Here is a 17,666-nt window from a genome sequence, read left to right as displayed (position 1 = left end):
GCGAGACTGAGGGGCTTTAAATCGGCGGAGCCGGAAAAAACGGTTAAAAGATCTTCACGCCGAACAGGCGTGAATCTTCAGTTTTTTCCGGTGTAGCCCACTTCTTTGGGGTTAAAAGGGGCGAGCAGCCCCTTTTTCGTGGCTCCAGCGCGTCGAAATCGCTGGTGGTTTTCTGGTTCTCTTTTGCCACCAAAAGAGAACATCCCTCGGCAAGCAACGTTATTTCAACGCCTCCCGCAGCTTGTTCAGCAGCCGCAGCAGCTCTGCGTTCTCCTCCTCGGTCAGCAGTCCGGCCACATAATCGTCGGTCTGGTGGAAGGAAAGCAGGGTCTTTTCGTGCCGTTGGATGCCCTCCTCGGTCAAAACCAGCTGCTTGAGCCGGGCGTCCTGCGGCACGCTCTGCCGCCGGATGTAGCCTTTGCGCTCCATCAGCTGCAAAATGTTCGTCACGGTGGAGCGGGTGATGGAAAACTCCCTCTCGATGTCCCGCTGGAACACCGGCTCGTCCCGGTGGCGGTAGAGATACTCGATGATCCACCCGTGCATGGGGGTGGTCTGTTCTACCCCGTTGGCGCGGGAAAACTGGTTCAGCCTGCGGAAGATCAGGTTATCCACCCGGCGCAGCTGGGCGGGAATAACCTGCGGCCCATCCCACGGCGGGTCCAGCTTGCAGTGCTCTTCAATAGGGTGTTGTGTACACATAATGGTTTTCCTCTGTTTCGGTCAAATCGTTCGATGTGAAACTGTTTGATACGATACATATATTACTCATCTCCCTGCTCAATGTCAAGAGGTGGGTGCAAAAAAGGCCGCTGCGGAAAATTTTCCGCAGCAGCCTTGATTTTTATGGATACGGGATACGCTTACAGCTTTTTGCCGGTCAGCAGCTCGTAAGCCTCCAGATACTTGGCAATGGTCTTGTCAATGACATCCTGCGGCAGGTCGTAGTTGCTGTCGGGGTTGGCCTTCAGCCAGTCGCGCACGAACTGCTTGTCGAAGGAGGGCTGGCTGTGACCCGGCTCGTAGCCCTCCAGCGGCCAAAAGCGGGAGGAGTCCGGGGTCAGCATCTCATCGCCCAGCACCACGTTGCCGTCCTCGTCCAGACCAAACTCGAACTTGGTATCGGCAATGATGATGCCGCGGGACAGTGCATACTCGGCGCACTTCTTGTACAGGGCAATGGTGTAGTCGCGCAGCTTAGTGGCGTACTCCAGACCGTGACCGGGGAACTGCTTCTCCAGCACGTCGATGCTCTGCTCGTAGGAGATGTTCTCGTCGTGGTCGCCGATCTCTGCCTTGGTGGAGGGGGTGTAGATGGGCTCGGGCAGCTTATCGGACTCCTTCAGACCCTCGGGCAGCTGGATGCCGCATACCTTACCGGTCTTTTGGTAGCTTGCCCAGCCGCTGCCGGTAATGTAGCCGCGCACAATGCACTCGATGGGCAGCATGGTCAGCTTGCGGCACATCATGCTGTTGCCGGTGAACTGGGGCTGGCGGAAGAACTCCGGCATATCCTGCACATCCACGCTCAACATGTGGTTGGGCAGCAGATCGCGGGTGTAATCGAACCAGAACTTGCTCATCTGGGTGAGCACGGTGCCCTTTTTGGTGACCTTGTTTTTCAGGATGACGTCAAACGCAGAAATGCGGTCGGTAGCAACCATGATCAGGCTGTCGCCATTGTCGTAGATCTCGCGGACCTTGCCTTCTTTGATGGGTTTGAACTCTGTCATAATCAAACACTCCATTTTTCCATGTTCTCAGCAGCGCAGCAGCGCGGCGCAGTTCTTACCTTACTATTTTACCATACTGCCGCGCGGTTTAAAAGGAACATAATAAAAGAAAAACGGGCAAGTTTTGTGTTTTTATCGTGAAAAGTGCGCAAAAAACAGCAGGGAATTTCGGCGTTTTGACGATAAAAGTCGTACTTTATCCCCAAATACACCCGCCTTTGCAAAATGCAGTCATGGACAAGTGCCGCCGGTTGCGGTATCATAGTAGTATGAGTATATCTGCGCTCCGCAGGGGCGCAAAAGTAAACAAGGAGGTAAAGAGTATGGGCAAATTTCCCAAGGGCTTTTTGTGGGGCGGCGCTACCGCCGCCAACCAGTGCGAGGGTGCATGGCAGGCAGACGGCAAGGGTCTGGCAACGGTGGACGTGACCCCCTTCGGCCCGGACCGTTTTCCGGTGGCAACGGGCTATATGGAAATGCTGGGCTGCGATGACGCACATTTCTACCCCAGCCACGAGGCCATTGACCTGTATCACCATTATAAAGAGGATATCGCCCTGTTTGCAGAGATGGGCTTCAAGTGCTTCCGGCTGTCCATTGCATGGACCCGCATCCTGCCCAACGGCGATGACGCCCAGCCCAACGAGGCAGGACTGGCCTTCTACGACAGCATTTTTGACGAGTGCCATAAGTACGGCATCGAGCCGCTGGTCACCATCTGTCACTTTGACACTCCCATTGCCCTCATCAAAAAATACGGCGGCTGGAAAGACCGCCGCATGGTGGACGCCTACGTCCACTACTGCGAGGTGCTGTTCGACCGCTTCAAAGGCAAGGTGAAGTACTGGCTCACCTTTAATGAGATCAACATGCTGCTGCACCTGTCCTTTACCGGTGCAGGGCTGGTATTCTACCCCGGCGAAAATGTGGAGCAGGTCAAGTATCAGGCCGCCCATCACGAGCTGGTGGCCAGCGCAAAGGCGGTAAAGCTGGCGCACGAAAAAATGCCGGACGCCATGGTGGGCTGTATGCTGGCGGCAGGGCAGTTCTACCCCCGCACCTGCGCCCCGGAGGATGTGCGGGCGGCGCAGGAGGCAGACCGGGACAACTACTTCTTTACCGATGTACAGGTGCGCGGCGCTTACCCCGTGTGGGCTAAAAAGCGGATGGAGCGCGCCGGGGTGCAGCTGCACACACAGCCCGAGGACGACCGCACGCTGCGGGAGGGCACCGTGGATTTTGTATCCTTCAGCTACTATTCCAGCCGCTGCATCACGGTGGATAAGGAGCTGATGGCGGCAGAGAATGCGGAAGGCAACGCTGTGTCGGCATCGGTGAAGAACCCCTACCTGAAGACCAGCGAGTGGGGCTGGGCCATCGACCCGGTGGGTCTGCGGGTGACCCTGAACACCATTTACGACCGGTACGAAAAGCCCATGTTCATCGTGGAAAACGGTCTGGGCGCGGTGGATACCGTAGAGCCGGACGGCTCCATCCACGACAGCTACCGCATCGACTACCTGCGGGCGCACATCGAGGAGATGGAAAAGGCCATCAACGAGGACGGTCTGCCCCTGATGGGTTACACCACATGGGGCCCCATCGACCTTGTAAGCGCCTCCACCGGCGAGATGAAAAAGCGGTACGGCTTTATCTATGTGGACAAGGACAACGACGGCAACGGCACCCTTGCCCGCAGCCGGAAGGACAGTTTTTACTGGTATAAAAAGGTCATCGCTTCAGACGGCGAGGATCTGACCTGAGCAAGCGCCCCGGCACTGTTTGCGGTATGGCAGCGCCGGGGCGTAAACGTGTGAGGACGAACCGATAACGGAGAAAATTTATGACACCACAGATCATTGCACACCGCGGTGCTTCCTATCTTGCACCGGAAAACACCCTGACAGCCTTTAAAAAAGCCATGGAGATTGGCGCGGACGGCGTAGAGATGGACGTACAGCAGACCATTGACGCCGGGCTTGTGATCCACCATGACTATATGATCGATCTGCACACGGATATTTCCGGCAAGATCTACGATATGACCATGGGCGATCTGAAAGAGCTGGATTTCGGCAGCTGGAAGGACGCCATCTATCAGGACGAAAAGATCGCCACCCTGCAGGAAGCCATGGAGCTGTGCAAGCAGATGCCGGGATGCACCGTGCATCTGGAGCTGAAATCCACCATGAACAACGACCCGGACTTTGTGCCCCGGGTGTTGGAGGTGCTGCAGCAGACCGAGATGGTAAAACAGGTGATTCTTGTTTCCTTCAACCACGCGCTGCTGCGGCAGGCTAAGCAGCTGCTGCCCGAACTGCGGGTAGGTGCACTGGTATACGGCGAGCTGGAAAGCATGCTGCTGCCGCCACCCATCATCTGGAAGGATCTGGGACTGACCAACGGCATAGAGGACATGGAAGCCATGGATGCTGCCCTGCCGGAGAGCGCAGCCGACGAGGAAAATTGCAGCTGGATGACCCGCTGGATGACCGATAAGGTAAGTATGCTGCGGGCAAACTTTCCCGGCGAGAGCCTGAACGAGATCTACAAAAACCTGATGGCGCAGCGAGATCTGCCCGCCTACATCCGCAGTCTGGACTTTGTGCCGGAGTGGGTCAGCTGCGAGTACCACACCGCCTACAAAAACGCCGGTTTCATTGACAAACTGCACGAGATGGGCATCAAGGTGTCTTTGTGGACGGTGGATACGGAAGATTCCGTCCGCAGCCTGCTGCGCACCAGCGCCGATGCCTACATCACCAACCGCCCCGACCGTGTGCGGGAGTGGGTGGAGAAGGAGCAGGCGGCGACCGCCCCAACCGAAACCGCCACGGCAGAGTCTGCCCCCACTGCTGAAGCAGACGCCGGGACAGCCGCCGCAGAGTAAGCCAGCTTGGAATAAGCACAAATAACCCCAGCAAAAAAGAGATAGGCTTTCCCGAAAAGGGATCGCCTATCTCTTTTTGCATTCATTTTATTCTGCTGCTTCGGTCAGCACAAAGGTCAGCTCTGCGGTGACGGCACACTTGCCGTCCACCCATGCCGAGGCCTTGCCTACGCCCACAGCGCCGTGCTGCTGCACCAGCTCGCAGTGGAGGGTGAGCACGTCCCCGGGGGTGACCTGCTTGCGGAAGCGGGCACTCTTGATGCCGCCGAACAGCGCAAGCTTGCCCTTATTTTCCGGCAGGCTCAGCGCTGCCACAGCACCGGTCTGTGCCAGCGCCTCCAGCAGCAGTACGCCGGGCATGACCGGCTGCGCCGGGAAGTGGCCGTTGAAAAATTCCTCGTTGCGGGTGACGCACTTGCGGCCGATGGCCCACTGCCCCGGCTCGTAGTCCAGAACACGGTCCACGAGGGCAAAGGGGTAGCGGTGGGGCAGAATTTCTGCGATCTGCACACTGCTCAGGGTGTTGGCGTTTTCACGCACGGTACGAGGCTCTGCCATGGGTCAGCCCTCCCATCTGCGCAGGGCGATGCAGGCGTTGTGGCCGCCAAAGCCCAGACTGTTGCTCAGCGCATACTGCATTTCCTGCTGCCGCCCGGTGTTGGGCACATAATCCAGATCACACTCCGGGTCAGGCTGGGCGTAGTGGATGGTGGGCGGTGCAAACTGGTCCCGCAGTGCCAGCGCGGTAAACACGGCTTCAATGCCGCCCGCACCGCCCAGCAGATGGCCGGTCATGCTCTTGGTGCTGACCACGGTCATCTCCTTGGCATGTGCGCCGAACACCGCGTGAATGGCGGCAGTCTCGCAGGCATCATTCATGTGGGTGCCGGTGCCGTGGGCGTTGATGTGGTCCACCTGCTCCGGTGCAAGCCCAGCATCCGCCAAGGTCAGCTTCATGCAGTCGATGGCACCTGCGCCGCCGGGAGCCGGGGCGGTAAAGTGGTAGGCATCGCAGTTGGCACCGTAGCCCACCACCTCGGCGTAGATGTGTGCGCCGCGCGCTCTTGCGTGCTCCAGCTCTTCCAGCACCAGCACACCGCTGCCCTCGCCCATGACAAAGCCGCCGCGGCGGGCGTCAAAGGGCAGGCTGGCAGCGTCCGGGTCGGTGGCGGTGGAAAGCGCCTTCATGCTGGTAAAGCCGCCGATGCCCAAGGGGCTGATGCAGCTCTCCGCGCCGCCGCAGACCATTACCGACTCGTAGCCGTCCCGGATGCGGTGGAAGGCGTCGCCCACAGCGTTGGTGCCGCCGGCGCAGGCCGTGACCGGGCAGGTGCACATCCCCTTCAGACCAAAGCGGATAGCCACCTGTGCCGCTGCCATGTTGGCAATGGCCATGGGCACAAAGTAGGGGCTTACCTTCTCCATGCCTTTTTCCTCGCCGCGGGCGTGCTGCTCCTCGATCGTGGGCAGACCGCCGATGCCGCTGGACAGGATGACGCCAATGTCCTTGCCCTCGGCCTCGGTATCAAGGCCGCTGTCTGCAATGGCTTCGGCGGCAGCGCCCAGTGCCAGCAGGGTGAAGCGCGCCATCTTGCGGACTTCCTTTTTGTCCACCACGGTCGCGGGGTCAAAATCCTTTACCTCACCGGCCAGCTTGCACTTGAAGTCGGTGGTGTCGAACTGGGTGATGGGGCCGATGCCGCATTTACCGGCACGGGCTGCCGCCCAGCTGTCGGCCACATTGTTACCCAGCGGGTTCACCGTGCCAAGGCCGGTGATCACAACTCTGCGTTTTTCCATAAGGGTTCTCCTTTACATTGCCATGCCGCCGTCCACACAGAGCACCTGCCCGGTGAGATAGCTGCTTTGTTCTGCGGCAAAAAACGCCACTGCCTGTGCCACATCCTCCGGCTGGCCTGCACGGCCTGCGGGGATGCCCTGCGTCATGCCGGTGCGCACCGCCTCCGGCAGCACGGCAGTCATGTCGGTGTCGATAAAGCCGGGTGCTACCGCGTTCACGGTCACGTTCCGCGCAGCCAGCTCCCGGGCAAGGCTCTTGGTCAGGCCGATGAGCCCCGCCTTGCTGGCGGCGTAGTTGGTCTGCCCGGCGTTGCCGCGCAGCGCCACCACGCTGGAAAGGTTCACGATGCGGCCATAGCGCTGGCGCACCATGCGACGGGCGGCCTCCTTGCAGCAGAGAAAGGCGCTTTTCAGGTTGGTGTCCAGCACCGCGTCAAAATCCTGCTCGGTCAAGCGCAAAATCAGGTTGTCCCGGGTGATGCCCGCGTTGTTCACCAGCACATCCACCCGACCAAAGGCCTCGGCGGCAGCATCGAACAGCGCCTTGCAGCCCTCGGCGGTGGATACATCCGCCTGCACGGTCACCGCCTGCACGCCCTCGGCGCGGCAGAGGGCTGCCGTCTGCTCCGCAGGCTCTGCGCCGTGGCAGTAGTTCACCACCACATTGCAGCCCTGCTTTGCCAGTGCCACGCACACTGCGCGGCCAATGCCCCGGCTGCCGCCGGTAACAATGGCGGCGCGGGTCAGCTTTTCTTCACTCATTCTGCATCCTTCCATGCGGTCAGCACCGCATCCAGCTGTTCCGGGGTCTCCACTGCGGTGCAGACCACCCCGGGCAGGGTCTTTTTCACAAAACCGCTCAGGGCATTGCCGGGGCCGACTTCCAGAATGTGGTCCACACCCAGCTCGCCCAGACGGCGCAGGGTATCTTCCATGTAGACACTGCTCTGCACCTGCTTTACCAGCAGCTGCGGGATGCTGTCGGTCTCGGCCTTTTCATGCCCCAGACAGTTGAACAGCACCGGCGTCTCCATGGTGCCGAAGCTTTCGCCCGCAAAGCGCTGTGCCAGCGCATCCCCTGCGGGAGCCATCAGCTTTGTGTGGAAGGGGCCGCTGACCTTCAGCGGGATGCAGCGGCGGGCACCGGCTTCCTTTGCCAGCGCGGCAGCCTGCTCCACAGCGGCCTTTTCGCCGCCGATGACCAGCTGCCCAGGGCAGTTGTAGTTGCAGATCTGCACACAGCCTGCCTCAGCCGCCTGCTCGCAGCAGGCGGACAGTTTTTCTCTGTCCAGCCCCAGCACGGCGGTCATGCCGCAGGCAAGGCCCTTTGCAGCCTCGGCCATGGCCTTGCCCCGGAAGGCGGTCAACTCGATGGCCTGCTTTGCGGTGAATACCCCGGCTGCCTGCAGCGCGGAGTATTCGCCCAGCGAAAGCCCCGCCAGATAGGCGGGCTTTACGCCCTTTTCGGCCAGCACGGCGGTCACGCCGCAGGCAAAGGCCACCATGCAGGGCTGGGTGTATTCGGTCTGGTTCAAAACGCCGTCCGGGTCCTCAAAGCAGACGCGGTGCAGGTCAAAATCCAGCGCTGCGCTGTCAAAGGCCGCCCGGAAGGCGGGAGATGCTTCGTAAAATTCCTTGCCCATGCCGGGGTGCTGCGCACCCTGACCGGCGTAAAGTACGGCAAGCTTCATAAATTCTGCCTCCATTCGGTCACAAGTTCGTCCATCAGCTCGCGCACGGTGCGCATCCGGTCCAGCCTGCCCACGTTTTCGCCGCAGAAGAAGAGCCCTTCCTCCACGTTGCCCTTCACCGCCTCGATGAGGGCGTGGGTGATGCAGTAGGGCACGGCGGCGGGGTCGCAGGTCTTGAGACACCGGGCGCAGTGCTTGGGCGGGAAGCGCTTGCCCTCGGCCAGCGCCTGCACCAGCGGGGTGTTCAGCGCGCGGCCGGGCATTCCCACCGGGCTGTGGATGATGCGCACATCCTCCGGCTTTGCCGCCAGCAGCACGTCCTTGTAGGTCTGGGAGGCGTCGCACTCGTAGGTGGGGATAAAGCGGGTGGCAAGCTGCACACCCGCAGCGCCAAGCTTTGTAAAGTGTGCCATGTCGGCACCAGTGTACACGCCGCCCGCCACAAATACCGGGATGGCGTGGCCGTATTGCTCCTCGTAGGGTTTTACCTCCGCCAGCACCCCGGGCAGAATTTCGTCCAAGGTCTGGCAGCGGTCGGCCAGCAGGTCCTCCTCGGCAAAGCCGAGATGCCCGCCCGCCTTGCAGCCCTCGATGACCACAAAATCGGCGGTGCGGTCAAAGCCCTTTGCCCAGCGGCGCAGGATGAGCTTTGCCGCCCGGGCGCTGGATACGATGGGCGCAATGGCCACCTCTTTGGTGCCCACGATGCCCGGCAGCTCCAGCGGCAGACCCGCACCGGAGACCACGGCATCCACCCCCGCCGCCACGGCGGTGCGGATGGCGTCGGCATAGTCCCGGGTGGCTACCATGGCGTTGATGGCCACCAGACCCATGCCCCCGGCAATGGCCTTGGCCTTTTGAATCTCTGCGGTCAGGGCGCGGTGATTGGCTGCCGCCGGGTCGCGGGCAAAATCCGGCTCGCGGTAGCCTGCATCGGCGGTGGAGATGCACCCCATGCCGCCGCAGGCTGCTACCGCACCGGCCAGCCCGCCCAGCGAGACGCCCACGCCCATGCCGCCCTGCAAAATGGGTAGTTGCAGGGGCTTGCCGCCAAGGGTCAGCATTCGGTGTTCAGCGCTGCAATGCGCTGCCTCCCGCCCTGCCACAGGTCGGCAAGGATGTCGGCCACGGGGCGTACCTCGTGCAGCATTCCGGCTACCTGACCGGCCATCAGGCTGCCGCTTACCGTGTCGCCCTCAAAGACGGCGCGGCGCAGGCTGCCCAGCGTGTATTTTTCCAGTTCCATCTTGTCCGCGCCCGCCTTTTCCTGACGGACATACTCCCGGCTCATGCGGTTTTTCAGCACACGCACCGGTGCACCCACAGTGCGCCCGGTAACGATGGTGTCACTGTCCCCGGCCTTGAGCAGCGCGGCCTTGTAGTTGGGGTGGATGGGGCACTCCTCGCTTGCCAGCAGGCAGGTACCCACCTGCACACCGCAGGCGCCCAGCGCCAGCGCAGCCGCCAGCTGACGGCCATCTGCAATGCCGCCCGCCGCGATGACCGGCACACTGACCACATCCACTACCTGCGGCACCAGCGCCATGGTGGTCATCTCGCCCACATGGCCGCCGCTTTCGGTGCCCTCGGCAATGACGGCGTCAATGCCCAGCGGCTCCAGATGCCGTGCCAGCACGGCAGCAGCCACCACCGGGATCACCTTGATGCCGGCAGCTTTCCACATGGAAACGTACTTTCCCGGGTTGCCTGCGCCGGTGGTGACCACGGCGACTTTTTCCTCCACCACGATCTGGGCAAACTCATCTGCCTGCGGGTGCATGAGCATGATGTTCACGCCAAAGGGCTTGTCGGTCAGCTCCCGGCAGCGGCGGATGTTCTGGCGCAGGGTATCGGCATTCATGCCGCCCGCACCGATGATGCCCAGCGCACCGGCGTTGGAGCAGGCAGCAGCGAACTCGCCGGTGGCAATGTTTGCCATGCCGCCCTGAATGATGGGGTATTTCGTCCCCAAGATCTCGTTTAAAAGTTTCATGGTCTTTATCCTTTATATTCCACGATCATGCCGCCCCATGTCAGGCCGCCGCCAAAGCCGATGCAGGCAAGGGTCTGGCCGGGGTGCAGCTGGCCGCTCTCAGCCAGCTCGTTCAGTGCCACCGGGATGCTGGCCGCACTGGTGTTGCCGTGGCGATCCATGTTTTTGTAGAACTTTGCACCGTCGGCGTGCAGCGCCTTGACGCAGTGGTCGATGATGCGGCTGTTGGCCTGATGACAGACCACCCAGTCCAGATTGTCCAGCGTAAGGCCGGTCTCGTCCAGTACGTTGTGCAGGCATTTGGGCAGGGCATCCACCGCAAAGCGGAACACCGCCCTGCCGTCCATGCTGATGGGTGCCGAGCCTGCGCGGCTGGGGCCGCCGGCATGGATGGCGGCATCGCCCCGGGCACCCAGCGTGATGGCAAAGGGCACGGAGGTGTCGGTCAGTTCAAACACCGCTGCACCGGCACCATCGCCGAACAGCACACAGGTGGAACGGTCGGCGGGATCCATCAGGCGGGAGAGCGCCTCTGTGCCGATGACCAGCGCGTACTGCCCGCCCAGCGTAGCCAGCAGGCCGCGCGCCACCGCCGTGCCATACAAAAAGCCGGAGCATGCGGCGTTCACGTCCAGTGCAGGGCGGTTTTCCGGCAGCGCCAGCGCCGCCTGCACCTGACAGGCCACGCTTGGGGTGGCATCCGGCGCGGAAAGGGTGGCGCAGACGCAGCAGGCAATGTCTGCCGGAGCAAGGCCGCTGCGCTGCAGCGCCTGCTTTGCGGCAGCAATGGCCAGTGTGGCGGCATTTTCGCCCTCGGTGCAGTAGTGCCGGGTGCGGATGCCGGTGCGGGTGGTGATCCACTCGTCGCTGGTATCCACGGTGCGGCTCAGCTCTTCGTTGGTGACCGTGCGGCCGGGCAAAGCCCCGCCGGTGGCGATCAGACGCAAACCCTTCATGCTTTCCTCATTTCTCCGATCTGACGGAATTTCTGGTAGCGCTGCTCGGCCAGCTGACGGCCGTTCATGCGGGCAAGGCTGCGCAGCTGACGCCGCAGTGCCTCGTCCAGATCACCGAACAGTACCCCGTGGGCGCGCTGGGCGCCGCCCACCGGCTCCGGGATGATCTCCTCCACGATGCCGTCCTTGTACAGATCCTGCGCGGTCAGCTTCATGATCTCGCAGGCTTCGCCGCTGCGGGAGGAATCCTTCCACAGGATGCTGGCAAAGCCCTCAGGGCTCAGCACCGAGTAGACGGCATTTTCCAGCATGAGGATGCGGTTTGCCACACCCAGCGCCAGTGCGCCGCCGGAGGAGCCTTCACCGGTGACCACTGCGATCACCGGCACGGTCAGGCCGCTCATCTCCATCAGGTTGCGGGCAATGGCTTCGCCCTGTCCGCGCTCCTCGGCGTCCTTGCCGGGGTATGCGCCCGGGGTGTCAATGAAGGTAATGATGGGACGGTCAAATTTTTCGGCCTGCTTCATCAGGCGCAGAGCCTTGCGGTAGCCCTCCGGCCCGGGCATACCAAAGTTGCAGCGCAGGTTTTCTTCCAGTGTGCTGCCCTTGCGGTGGCCGATGACTGTGACCGGCTGGCCGTGGAACAGCGCCACACCGCCCAGAATGGCGGCATCCTCCTTGCACTGACGGTCGCCGCACTGCTCAAAAAAGTCGGTGAACAGTGCATCCACGATCTCATCGATGTGGGGGCGCTCCGGGTGACGGGCCAGAAAGACCCTGTCCTCTGCGGTCAGTGCCCCGCAGCCGGACAGCAAAGCGTCCTCCTGTGCGGAAAGCTCTGCCAGCTCGGCAGCGTGGTTGGTGATATCGGTCATGTTCTCGTCCGCCGGGTCGCCGCGCAGGGCGGCGATCTTTTCATCCAGCGGTGCGAGCTGTTGTAAGATGTCCTTGATCATAAGGCGCTCCCTCCCTCAGGCGTGCAGCCGCAGCAGCTGCGCCAGTGTTTCGCGCATTTCGGTACGGGGCACTACCTTGTCCACAAAGCCGTGCTCGTACTGGAACTCGCTGCGCTGGAAGCCTGCGGGCAGCTTTTCGCCGATGGTCTGTTCAATGACCCGGGGGCCCGCAAAGCCGATCAGCGCCCCGGGCTCGGCCAGCATGATGTCGCCAAGGCTGGCAAAGCTTGCGGTCACGCCGCCGGTGGTGGGGTGGGTCAGCACACTGATGTACAGCCCGCCCCGGGCAGAGAACCGCTCGATGGCGGCAGAGGTCTTTGCCATCTGCATCAGGCTGAAAATGCCCTCCTGCATCCGGGCGCCGCCGCTGGCCGAGAAGATGATCAGCGGCAGATGCTTTGCGGTGGCGTGCTCCACGGCGCGGGTGATCTTTTCGCCTACGGTGGTGCTCATGCTGCCCATAAAGAACCGGCTGTCCAGCACTGCTGCCACAACCGGGGTGCCCTCGATGCGCCCCGTGGCGGTGACCACAGCTTCCTTCAGACCGGTCTTACCGGTCTGTGCTTCCAGCTTTTCCGGGTAGCCGGGAAACTGCAGCACATCCTGCGGGGCAAGGTCGGCGTCCAGCTCCCGGAAGCTGCCCTTGTCAAGGACGAGGCTCAGGCGGTAGTACCCGCCGATGGGCAGGTGCACTCCGCAGTTGGGGCAGACGTACTGCGCCTTGTTCCAGATCTGGCGGGTGGCGCGGCGTCCGCACTTTTTGCATTCCACGAACTGCGGGTCGTTCCACACGGCACCCGCATCCCGCCGGGCTTTCAGCTGGAAGGTGCGCTCCCGCATACTGCCCGGCAGCAGGTCTTTGATACTGTTCATCGCGTTTCGCCTCGGTCAGCCTCAGACATGGGCATTGATGTAGTTGAAGATATCGCCCACGGTCTTGAGGTTTGCCAGCTCCTCATCGGGGATGGACACGCCGCAGGCCTCTTCCAGTGCCATGTTCAGCTCCACAGCGTCCAGGCTGTCGGCCTCCAGATCCTCGGTCAGGCTGGCCTCCATGGTCACCTTGTCCTCATCGCAGCTCAGGGTATCGACAACGATCTTCTTCATTTCCTCGAAAGTCATGGTAGTGTTCTCCTTTATGTTCACTGTTTGTGTTTAATTATTTACCTAAAATTTATGAGGTATCGAACACGACCATTATAGCCAAACCGTCGGATAAGTCAATGGTTTTAGTTAAAGATTTTTATCTTTTACATTTTTGTCACAGTTTGCTTCCTTTTTATATAGCCCCCTGCACAGGGTGCAAAAAAGCCGCTGCACAGTGCTTTGTGCAGCGGCTTTTCCCTCAATAATAATATTATTTTCTTATTCCAGCCCGATCTGCTGTGCGTATTCCTCCAGCAGCTCCCGCTCAAGGAAGGGGGTCTTGACGCCCTCGCGGTCGCGGTAGGTCTCGTGCCCCTTGCCGATGACGGCGATCAAATCGCCCTCCTGTGCGTGATCCACCGCGTAGTGCAGCGCATCCAGACGGTCGGGGATCTCCACGAACTTTGCGTCCGGGTTGCCCTTGTTCATGCCTTCGCGGATGTCCGCGATGATATCCTCCACCTTTTCAAAGCGGTTGTTGTCCTCGGTGAGGATGGAGAAATCGGCCATCTTGGCGCAGATCTCGCCCATGCCGTAGCGGCGCAGCTTGGAGCGGTTGCCGCCGCAGCCGAACACCACCACCAGACGGTGGGGCTTGTAGGCGCGCAGGGTGGTAAGCAGGCTCTCGGTGGATACCTCGTTGTGGGCGTAATCCAGCAGGATAGTGAACTTTTTGCTGATGGGCACCAGCTCCACACGGCCCTTCACCACGCACTTGCCCAGACCGTCGTGGATGGCGGCATCCGGCAGACCCAGCACCTTGCCCACGGCCAGCGCTGCCAGCGCGTTGTACACGCTGAACTCGCCGGGCATATTCACCTTGACGTCCATCTCGTCCTTGCCGGTAATGTGGAAGGCAACGCCCAGAAAATCGTGGGTGCGCAGCAGTTTGTAGCCGGTCTCGCGGTAGTCGGCCTTTTCATCGCGGCCGTAGGTCACCAGCTTGCAGGTGTGGCCCTCCAGCAGGGCGGCGGTGTTCTCGTCGTCGATATTCACCACGCCCACGTCGCAGCGCTTGAACAGCTGTCCCTTCCAGCTGCGGTACTCCTCAAAGGTCTTGTGCTCACCGGGGCCGATGTGATCCGGCGAAAGGTTGGTGAACACGCCCACATCGTAGTGCACGCCCGCCACGCGATCCATCATCAGGCCCTGACTGGACACTTCCATCAGCGCGGTGTCGCAGCCGGCATCCAGAAACTCCCGGAAGGTCTTTTGCAGCTCGTAGCTTTCCGGGGTGGTGTTGGCGGTGTCCTTGTGGCGTCCCATATAGTAGATGCCATTGGTGCCGATCATGCCCACCTTGCGGCCTGCGGCCTCCAGCACGCTTTTGATCATGTGGGTGGTGGTGGTCTTGCCCTTGGTACCGGTGACGCCGATCATGGTCATCTGGCGGGCAGGGTTGCCAAAGAGGTTGGCGCTCATCAGCGCCATGGCATAGCGGCTGCTCTCCACCTTGACCACGGTCACTCCGGGCATGGCAGAAAGATCGATGTCGTGCTGGATGACCAGCGCGCTGACCCCCTTGGCGGCGCAGTCAGCGGCAAACGTGTGGCTGTCCCGCTGGGTGCCCACGATGCACACGAACAAAAGCCCCGGGGCAGCCTTGCGGCTGTCGTAGATGATATCCGCGATCTCAGTATCCAGACTGCCCTGCACAAGGGTAAAGGGCACGCCTTCCATCAGTTGTTCCAGCTTCATACAGTCTCCTCCAAAAAGCTTCTTTACATGGGGTTTTCTTCTTCGTTGGCCGTCATGCGGTCAGGGTGGGTCAGGGGCAGCTGCTCGGTGTCCGCGTCAGCTGCCGGTTCGGTGGTGTCGGCAGCATCCGCGCTTTCCGTGCTTTCCGTGCTGTCGGTGCTGTCGGCGGCATCCTCTGCCGGGGCGGGTTCCTCTGCCTTGGGCGGCACCACATAGCCGGAAGGCAAAGCAGGCTCGCCCTGTGCAAAATAGATCTTGCGGGTGCTGCTGGCGCTGGTATGGCTGAAATCCAGCCGCCCGGTGTCGGTGGGGCCGCAGCCCTTGCCGTCGGCGTTGGTCAGCACATAGCGGGCGCGGTCCAGCTTATAATCCAGATCGTTCAGCGTACCCAACAGCACGCTGATGCGGTCCTGATACAAAAATGCGAGCTGCTCGGTGTCTGCCACTTCCAGCCGTGTCACGTCCTGCGACAGGCCGTATTCCTCCAGCTTGCTGCGCAGTGTGCGCAGCGCTTCCATGCGGGCGGTCTCGGTGCTCACTGCACTTTCGCTCTCGGCGGTTTCCGACCCGGAGGCGCTTGCCGCGTCCGCATCGTCCACGAACCAGAAGCCCTGTCCCGGAGTGGTGTCCTGCAGCTTGCCGCCGTACAGGGTGCAAAGCCCCTCGGGCTGGGTGCTTTCCTCGGACAGGATCTTCCATTTGTCCGAGATCACAAGCCATTTATTGCCGTTTTGCACCGCGTAGGCGGGCACGGCCTCGGTCACCTGCACCACCACGGTGTTGGGGTAGTCCCGGATCACCTTGATGGAGCCCAGCAGTGGGAAATTCTGCTCCAGCACAGCGGCCTTTTCGCCGGGTTCAAAGCTGAAGATGTTCTCCTCCAGCTGCACGCCCATCCGCTGCAGAATGCTGTCTGCGGAATAGCCCGCGATCTCAGTCACCTGCTTGCCGTCCGGGGTCTGCACCTGAATGGAGTTGATACGGAACAGCATGGTCATGGTCAGGTAGATGCCTGCGCCAATGACGCACAGCAGCATGGCAAAGGCGGTCAGGCGGCGCAGTATCCGGCGGCGGCGCAGGGTAGCGCGGGTCACCTTGCGCTTTTTGCGCATTTCCCGCCGGGCAGGGTTTTGCTGCGGGGCGCTTTGCGCCGGGCGCAGGCGCTGACCGTTGCCCGCCGGGTGCTGCCGGTTCGGGTGGTTCTGCGCGTTCTGGTTTTTCCGGCTGTTCTGCCCGCTGCGGGCATTGTTTGCCGGGCGGCGCTGCTTGCCGCCGGACTTCGCGTTTTTGGGTCTGCTGCCCGCCGGACGGCTGCCAGAGGGGTACTGGGTGGTATTGCTCCCCTGCCCCTGCGCCGGGCGGCGGGTCTGGGACTGGGTGGGGAACTGGATGCTGTTATCTGCCCGGGAGGAGCGCACACTGCCGTTGGCGCTGCGGGAGGGCGGGCGGCTGAGCGGCTCGCCGTTGTAGCCGTAGCGGCTGCTACCGGTGCTCCGGGGCGTATGATCCTGCGAAGGCGCAGAGGTGCGCGCTACATCCCGGTTCAGATCATAGGGTCTCGTGTTCCGGGGTCTGCCGTTGCGGTCACGGTTCTGCTGCATCATTCGCACCTTCTTTCCTGTTTATTCCACGTCTGCATCACGGGGTCTTGACCAGCTTGAGCAGCGCCGCAGTGATGCGGTCCAGACTGTCGTCCACCGACAGACTGCGGGCATTTTTGCCCATTTCGGCCAGCTTGCCGGGCTGTGCCAGCATAGTAGAAACAGTCTGCACCAGCTTTTCGCCGGTCAGGTCTTTTTCTTCAATGACCACAGCCGCCCCGGCCTTTTGCAGCTCCATGGCGTTGTAGTACTGGTGGTTCTCCGCCACATTGGGGCTGGGAATCAGCACAGCGGCGCGTCCCACGGCTTCCAGTTCGGCCAGCGTCAGCGCACCGGCGCGGCTGATGACGAGGTCTGCCGCTGCCAGCAGCTCCGGCATATTGTTGATGTATTCCTTTACCACAAGGCTGTCGCCGGGGGCAAAGCCCTTCTGCTTTTGCAGCTGCTCAAACAGCTGCACCCCGTACTGCCCGGTGGCATGCAGATGCAGCACCGGCTTGTGCTCGTGCTGCTCCCATGCGCACAGGTCTGCCACCACCTCGTTGACCCGGCGTGCGCCCAAGCTGCCGCCGAAGGACAGGATGACGGTGCGGTCGCCCGCACCCAGCTGTGCACGGATGGCCTCGCGATTCGCGGCCTGTACAAACACCTCCGGCCGCACGGGATTGCCCACCACAAGGGTCTTGTCCGGTGCGCCCAGCTTTTCCACAGCGGCGGGCACAGCGGCAAACACGATATCCACATCCGGGGCCAGCAGCTTGTTGGTCACACCGGGAAAAGCGTTCTGCTCGTGCAAAGCGGTGTGGATGCCCATTTTGGCGGCGCAGCGCACCACCGGGCCGGACACATAGCCGCCGCAGCCGATGACAAGATCCGGCTTTACCTCTTTCATCATGGCCTTGGCCTTGGGGCTGGAGAGAGCCAGATTCCACAGGGTAATGATATTGCGCTTGATGTTGTGCAGGCTGAGCTTGCGCTGAAAACCGGTGATCTCGATGTGGTGGAAGGGGTAGCCCGCCTGTGTGACCAAACGGTACTCCATGCCCTCCTTACGGCCTGCAAAGTGGATCTCGGCGGTAGGGTCAGCCTTTTTCAGAGCACCGGCAATGGCCAGTGCGGGGTTGATATGTCCGGCAGTGCCGCCGGCTGCGATGAGAACACGCATGGTGATTCCTCCTTATAAACGCCCGGCCTGCGGCCGG

At 61.6% G+C, this 17,666-nt stretch carries 18 protein-coding genes; 2 read left to right on the top strand and 16 right to left on the bottom strand.

Going from position 1 to position 17,666, the window contains the following annotated elements; all coding sequences use genetic code 11:
* Positions 1-43 precede the first annotated feature (43 nt).
* The 3 genes from MTP36_RS02530 to MTP36_RS02520 form a co-directional block, all read right to left on the bottom strand.
* Entirely contained in the window at positions 44-190 is a 147-nt protein-coding gene (locus MTP36_RS02530) for a hypothetical protein (protein WP_155515372.1), read from the bottom strand.
* 29 nt (positions 191-219) lie between these two features.
* Positions 220-702 carry a MarR family winged helix-turn-helix transcriptional regulator gene (locus tag MTP36_RS02525; protein ID WP_118657852.1) on the bottom strand — a complete coding sequence of 161 codons (483 nt, stop codon included), beginning with the start codon at positions 700-702 and terminating at the stop codon, positions 220-222.
* 161 nt (positions 703-863) lie between these two features.
* Positions 864-1,733, bottom strand: a complete 870-nt coding sequence (locus MTP36_RS02520) for a phosphoribosylaminoimidazolesuccinocarboxamide synthase (RefSeq protein WP_112090827.1) — start codon at positions 1,731-1,733, stop codon at positions 864-866.
* A gap of 323 nt (positions 1,734-2,056) precedes the next feature.
* Here MTP36_RS02520 and MTP36_RS02515 point away from each other — a divergent pair, with 323 nt between their 5' ends.
* Both MTP36_RS02515 and MTP36_RS02510 read left to right on the top strand, forming a co-directional pair.
* Complete coding sequence (locus MTP36_RS02515; protein ID WP_249253277.1) at positions 2,057-3,496, top strand: 6-phospho-beta-glucosidase; 1,440 nt, start codon at positions 2,057-2,059, stop codon at positions 3,494-3,496.
* Between the two features lie 80 nt (positions 3,497-3,576).
* Positions 3,577-4,623: a glycerophosphodiester phosphodiesterase gene (locus MTP36_RS02510; protein ID WP_249253267.1), complete on the top strand. Its 1,047-nt coding sequence runs from the start codon at positions 3,577-3,579 to the stop codon at positions 4,621-4,623.
* Between the two features lie 87 nt (positions 4,624-4,710).
* Here the strand turns inward: MTP36_RS02510 and fabZ are convergent, their stop codons facing one another.
* The 13 genes from fabZ to murG form a co-directional block, all read right to left on the bottom strand.
* Complete coding sequence (gene fabZ / locus MTP36_RS02505; RefSeq protein WP_005921009.1) at positions 4,711-5,181, bottom strand: 3-hydroxyacyl-ACP dehydratase FabZ; 471 nt, start codon at positions 5,179-5,181, stop codon at positions 4,711-4,713.
* A 3-nt stretch (positions 5,182-5,184) separates the two neighbouring features.
* A complete protein-coding gene (gene fabF / locus MTP36_RS02500) occupies positions 5,185-6,423 on the bottom strand; it encodes a beta-ketoacyl-ACP synthase II (RefSeq protein ID WP_249253265.1) in 1,239 nt (412 codons plus the stop codon).
* Between the two features lie 12 nt (positions 6,424-6,435).
* Positions 6,436-7,185: a 3-oxoacyl-[acyl-carrier-protein] reductase gene (gene fabG / locus MTP36_RS02495; RefSeq protein ID WP_015537417.1), complete on the bottom strand. Its 750-nt coding sequence runs from the start codon at positions 7,183-7,185 to the stop codon at positions 6,436-6,438.
* Positions 7,182-8,114 (bottom strand): ACP S-malonyltransferase, encoded by a 933-nt coding sequence (gene fabD, locus MTP36_RS02490; RefSeq protein WP_249253254.1) that lies wholly within the window; start codon positions 8,112-8,114, stop codon positions 7,182-7,184. Before fabD ends, fabG begins: the two co-directional genes overlap by 4 nt.
* A complete protein-coding gene (locus tag MTP36_RS02485) occupies positions 8,111-9,178 on the bottom strand; it encodes an NAD(P)H-dependent flavin oxidoreductase (RefSeq protein ID WP_249253252.1) in 1,068 nt (355 codons plus the stop codon). The genes fabD and MTP36_RS02485 overlap by 4 nt, the downstream gene beginning before the upstream one ends.
* On the bottom strand, positions 9,172-10,107 hold the full coding sequence (locus MTP36_RS02480) for a nitronate monooxygenase (protein ID WP_249253250.1): 936 nt from the start codon (positions 10,105-10,107) through the stop codon (positions 9,172-9,174). The genes MTP36_RS02485 and MTP36_RS02480 overlap by 7 nt, the downstream gene beginning before the upstream one ends.
* A 5-nt stretch (positions 10,108-10,112) precedes the next feature.
* Positions 10,113-11,063: a beta-ketoacyl-ACP synthase 3 gene (locus MTP36_RS02475; RefSeq protein WP_249253240.1), complete on the bottom strand. Its 951-nt coding sequence runs from the start codon at positions 11,061-11,063 to the stop codon at positions 10,113-10,115.
* On the bottom strand, positions 11,060-12,019 hold the full coding sequence (locus MTP36_RS02470) for an acetyl-CoA carboxylase carboxyltransferase subunit alpha (RefSeq protein ID WP_118657862.1): 960 nt from the start codon (positions 12,017-12,019) through the stop codon (positions 11,060-11,062). The genes MTP36_RS02475 and MTP36_RS02470 overlap by 4 nt, the downstream gene beginning before the upstream one ends.
* A gap of 15 nt (positions 12,020-12,034) precedes the next feature.
* Positions 12,035-12,892 (bottom strand): acetyl-CoA carboxylase, carboxyltransferase subunit beta, encoded by an 858-nt coding sequence (gene accD / locus MTP36_RS02465; RefSeq protein WP_055185486.1) that lies wholly within the window; start codon positions 12,890-12,892, stop codon positions 12,035-12,037.
* 21 nt (positions 12,893-12,913) lie between these two features.
* Complete coding sequence (acpP, locus tag MTP36_RS02460; RefSeq protein ID WP_015537410.1) at positions 12,914-13,141, bottom strand: acyl carrier protein; 228 nt, start codon at positions 13,139-13,141, stop codon at positions 12,914-12,916.
* A 243-nt stretch (positions 13,142-13,384) separates the two neighbouring features.
* Positions 13,385-14,863 carry a UDP-N-acetylmuramoyl-L-alanyl-D-glutamate--2,6-diaminopimelate ligase gene (locus MTP36_RS02455; protein WP_249253238.1) on the bottom strand — a complete coding sequence of 493 codons (1,479 nt, stop codon included), beginning with the start codon at positions 14,861-14,863 and terminating at the stop codon, positions 13,385-13,387.
* 23 nt (positions 14,864-14,886) lie between these two features.
* Positions 14,887-16,467 (bottom strand): cell division protein FtsQ/DivIB, encoded by a 1,581-nt coding sequence (locus MTP36_RS02450; RefSeq protein ID WP_249253236.1) that lies wholly within the window; start codon positions 16,465-16,467, stop codon positions 14,887-14,889.
* A 34-nt stretch (positions 16,468-16,501) separates the two neighbouring features.
* A complete protein-coding gene (gene murG / locus MTP36_RS02445) occupies positions 16,502-17,629 on the bottom strand; it encodes an undecaprenyldiphospho-muramoylpentapeptide beta-N-acetylglucosaminyltransferase (RefSeq protein ID WP_249253235.1) in 1,128 nt (375 codons plus the stop codon).
* Between the last annotated feature and the right edge of the window lie 37 nt (positions 17,630-17,666).

It is taken from the genome of Faecalibacterium sp. I4-1-79 (assembly GCF_023347235.1).
Taxonomy (GTDB): domain Bacteria; phylum Bacillota; class Clostridia; order Oscillospirales; family Ruminococcaceae; genus Faecalibacterium; species Faecalibacterium tardum.
The sequence above is the reverse complement of the archived record's forward strand: the minus strand, read 5'-3'. Positions and strand labels throughout refer to the sequence as shown.

Coding starts and splice junctions, on each gene's coding strand:
- MTP36_RS02480 (WP_249253250.1), bottom strand. CDS start 10,107: ATGAAACTTTTAAACGAGATCTTGGGGACGAAATACCCCATCATTCAG.
- fabZ (WP_005921009.1), bottom strand. CDS start 5,181: ATGGCAGAGCCTCGTACCGTGCGTGAAAACGCCAACACCCTGAGCAGT.
- MTP36_RS02515 (WP_249253277.1), top strand. CDS start 2,057: ATGGGCAAATTTCCCAAGGGCTTTTTGTGGGGCGGCGCTACCGCCGCC.
- MTP36_RS02510 (WP_249253267.1), top strand. CDS start 3,577: ATGACACCACAGATCATTGCACACCGCGGTGCTTCCTATCTTGCACCG.
- acpP (WP_015537410.1), bottom strand. CDS start 13,141: ATGACTTTCGAGGAAATGAAGAAGATCGTTGTCGATACCCTGAGCTGC.
- MTP36_RS02475 (WP_249253240.1), bottom strand. CDS start 11,063: ATGAAGGGTTTGCGTCTGATCGCCACCGGCGGGGCTTTGCCCGGCCGC.
- MTP36_RS02455 (WP_249253238.1), bottom strand. CDS start 14,863: ATGAAGCTGGAACAACTGATGGAAGGCGTGCCCTTTACCCTTGTGCAG.
- MTP36_RS02525 (WP_118657852.1), bottom strand. CDS start 702: ATGTGTACACAACACCCTATTGAAGAGCACTGCAAGCTGGACCCGCCG.
- accD (WP_055185486.1), bottom strand. CDS start 12,892: ATGAACAGTATCAAAGACCTGCTGCCGGGCAGTATGCGGGAGCGCACC.
- murG (WP_249253235.1), bottom strand. CDS start 17,629: ATGCGTGTTCTCATCGCAGCCGGCGGCACTGCCGGACATATCAACCCC.
- MTP36_RS02470 (WP_118657862.1), bottom strand. CDS start 12,019: ATGATCAAGGACATCTTACAACAGCTCGCACCGCTGGATGAAAAGATC.
- MTP36_RS02450 (WP_249253236.1), bottom strand. CDS start 16,467: ATGATGCAGCAGAACCGTGACCGCAACGGCAGACCCCGGAACACGAGA.
- fabD (WP_249253254.1), bottom strand. CDS start 8,114: ATGAAGCTTGCCGTACTTTACGCCGGTCAGGGTGCGCAGCACCCCGGC.
- MTP36_RS02520 (WP_112090827.1), bottom strand. CDS start 1,733: ATGACAGAGTTCAAACCCATCAAAGAAGGCAAGGTCCGCGAGATCTAC.
- fabG (WP_015537417.1), bottom strand. CDS start 7,185: ATGAGTGAAGAAAAGCTGACCCGCGCCGCCATTGTTACCGGCGGCAGC.
- fabF (WP_249253265.1), bottom strand. CDS start 6,423: ATGGAAAAACGCAGAGTTGTGATCACCGGCCTTGGCACGGTGAACCCG.
- MTP36_RS02485 (WP_249253252.1), bottom strand. CDS start 9,178: ATGCTGACCCTTGGCGGCAAGCCCCTGCAACTACCCATTTTGCAGGGC.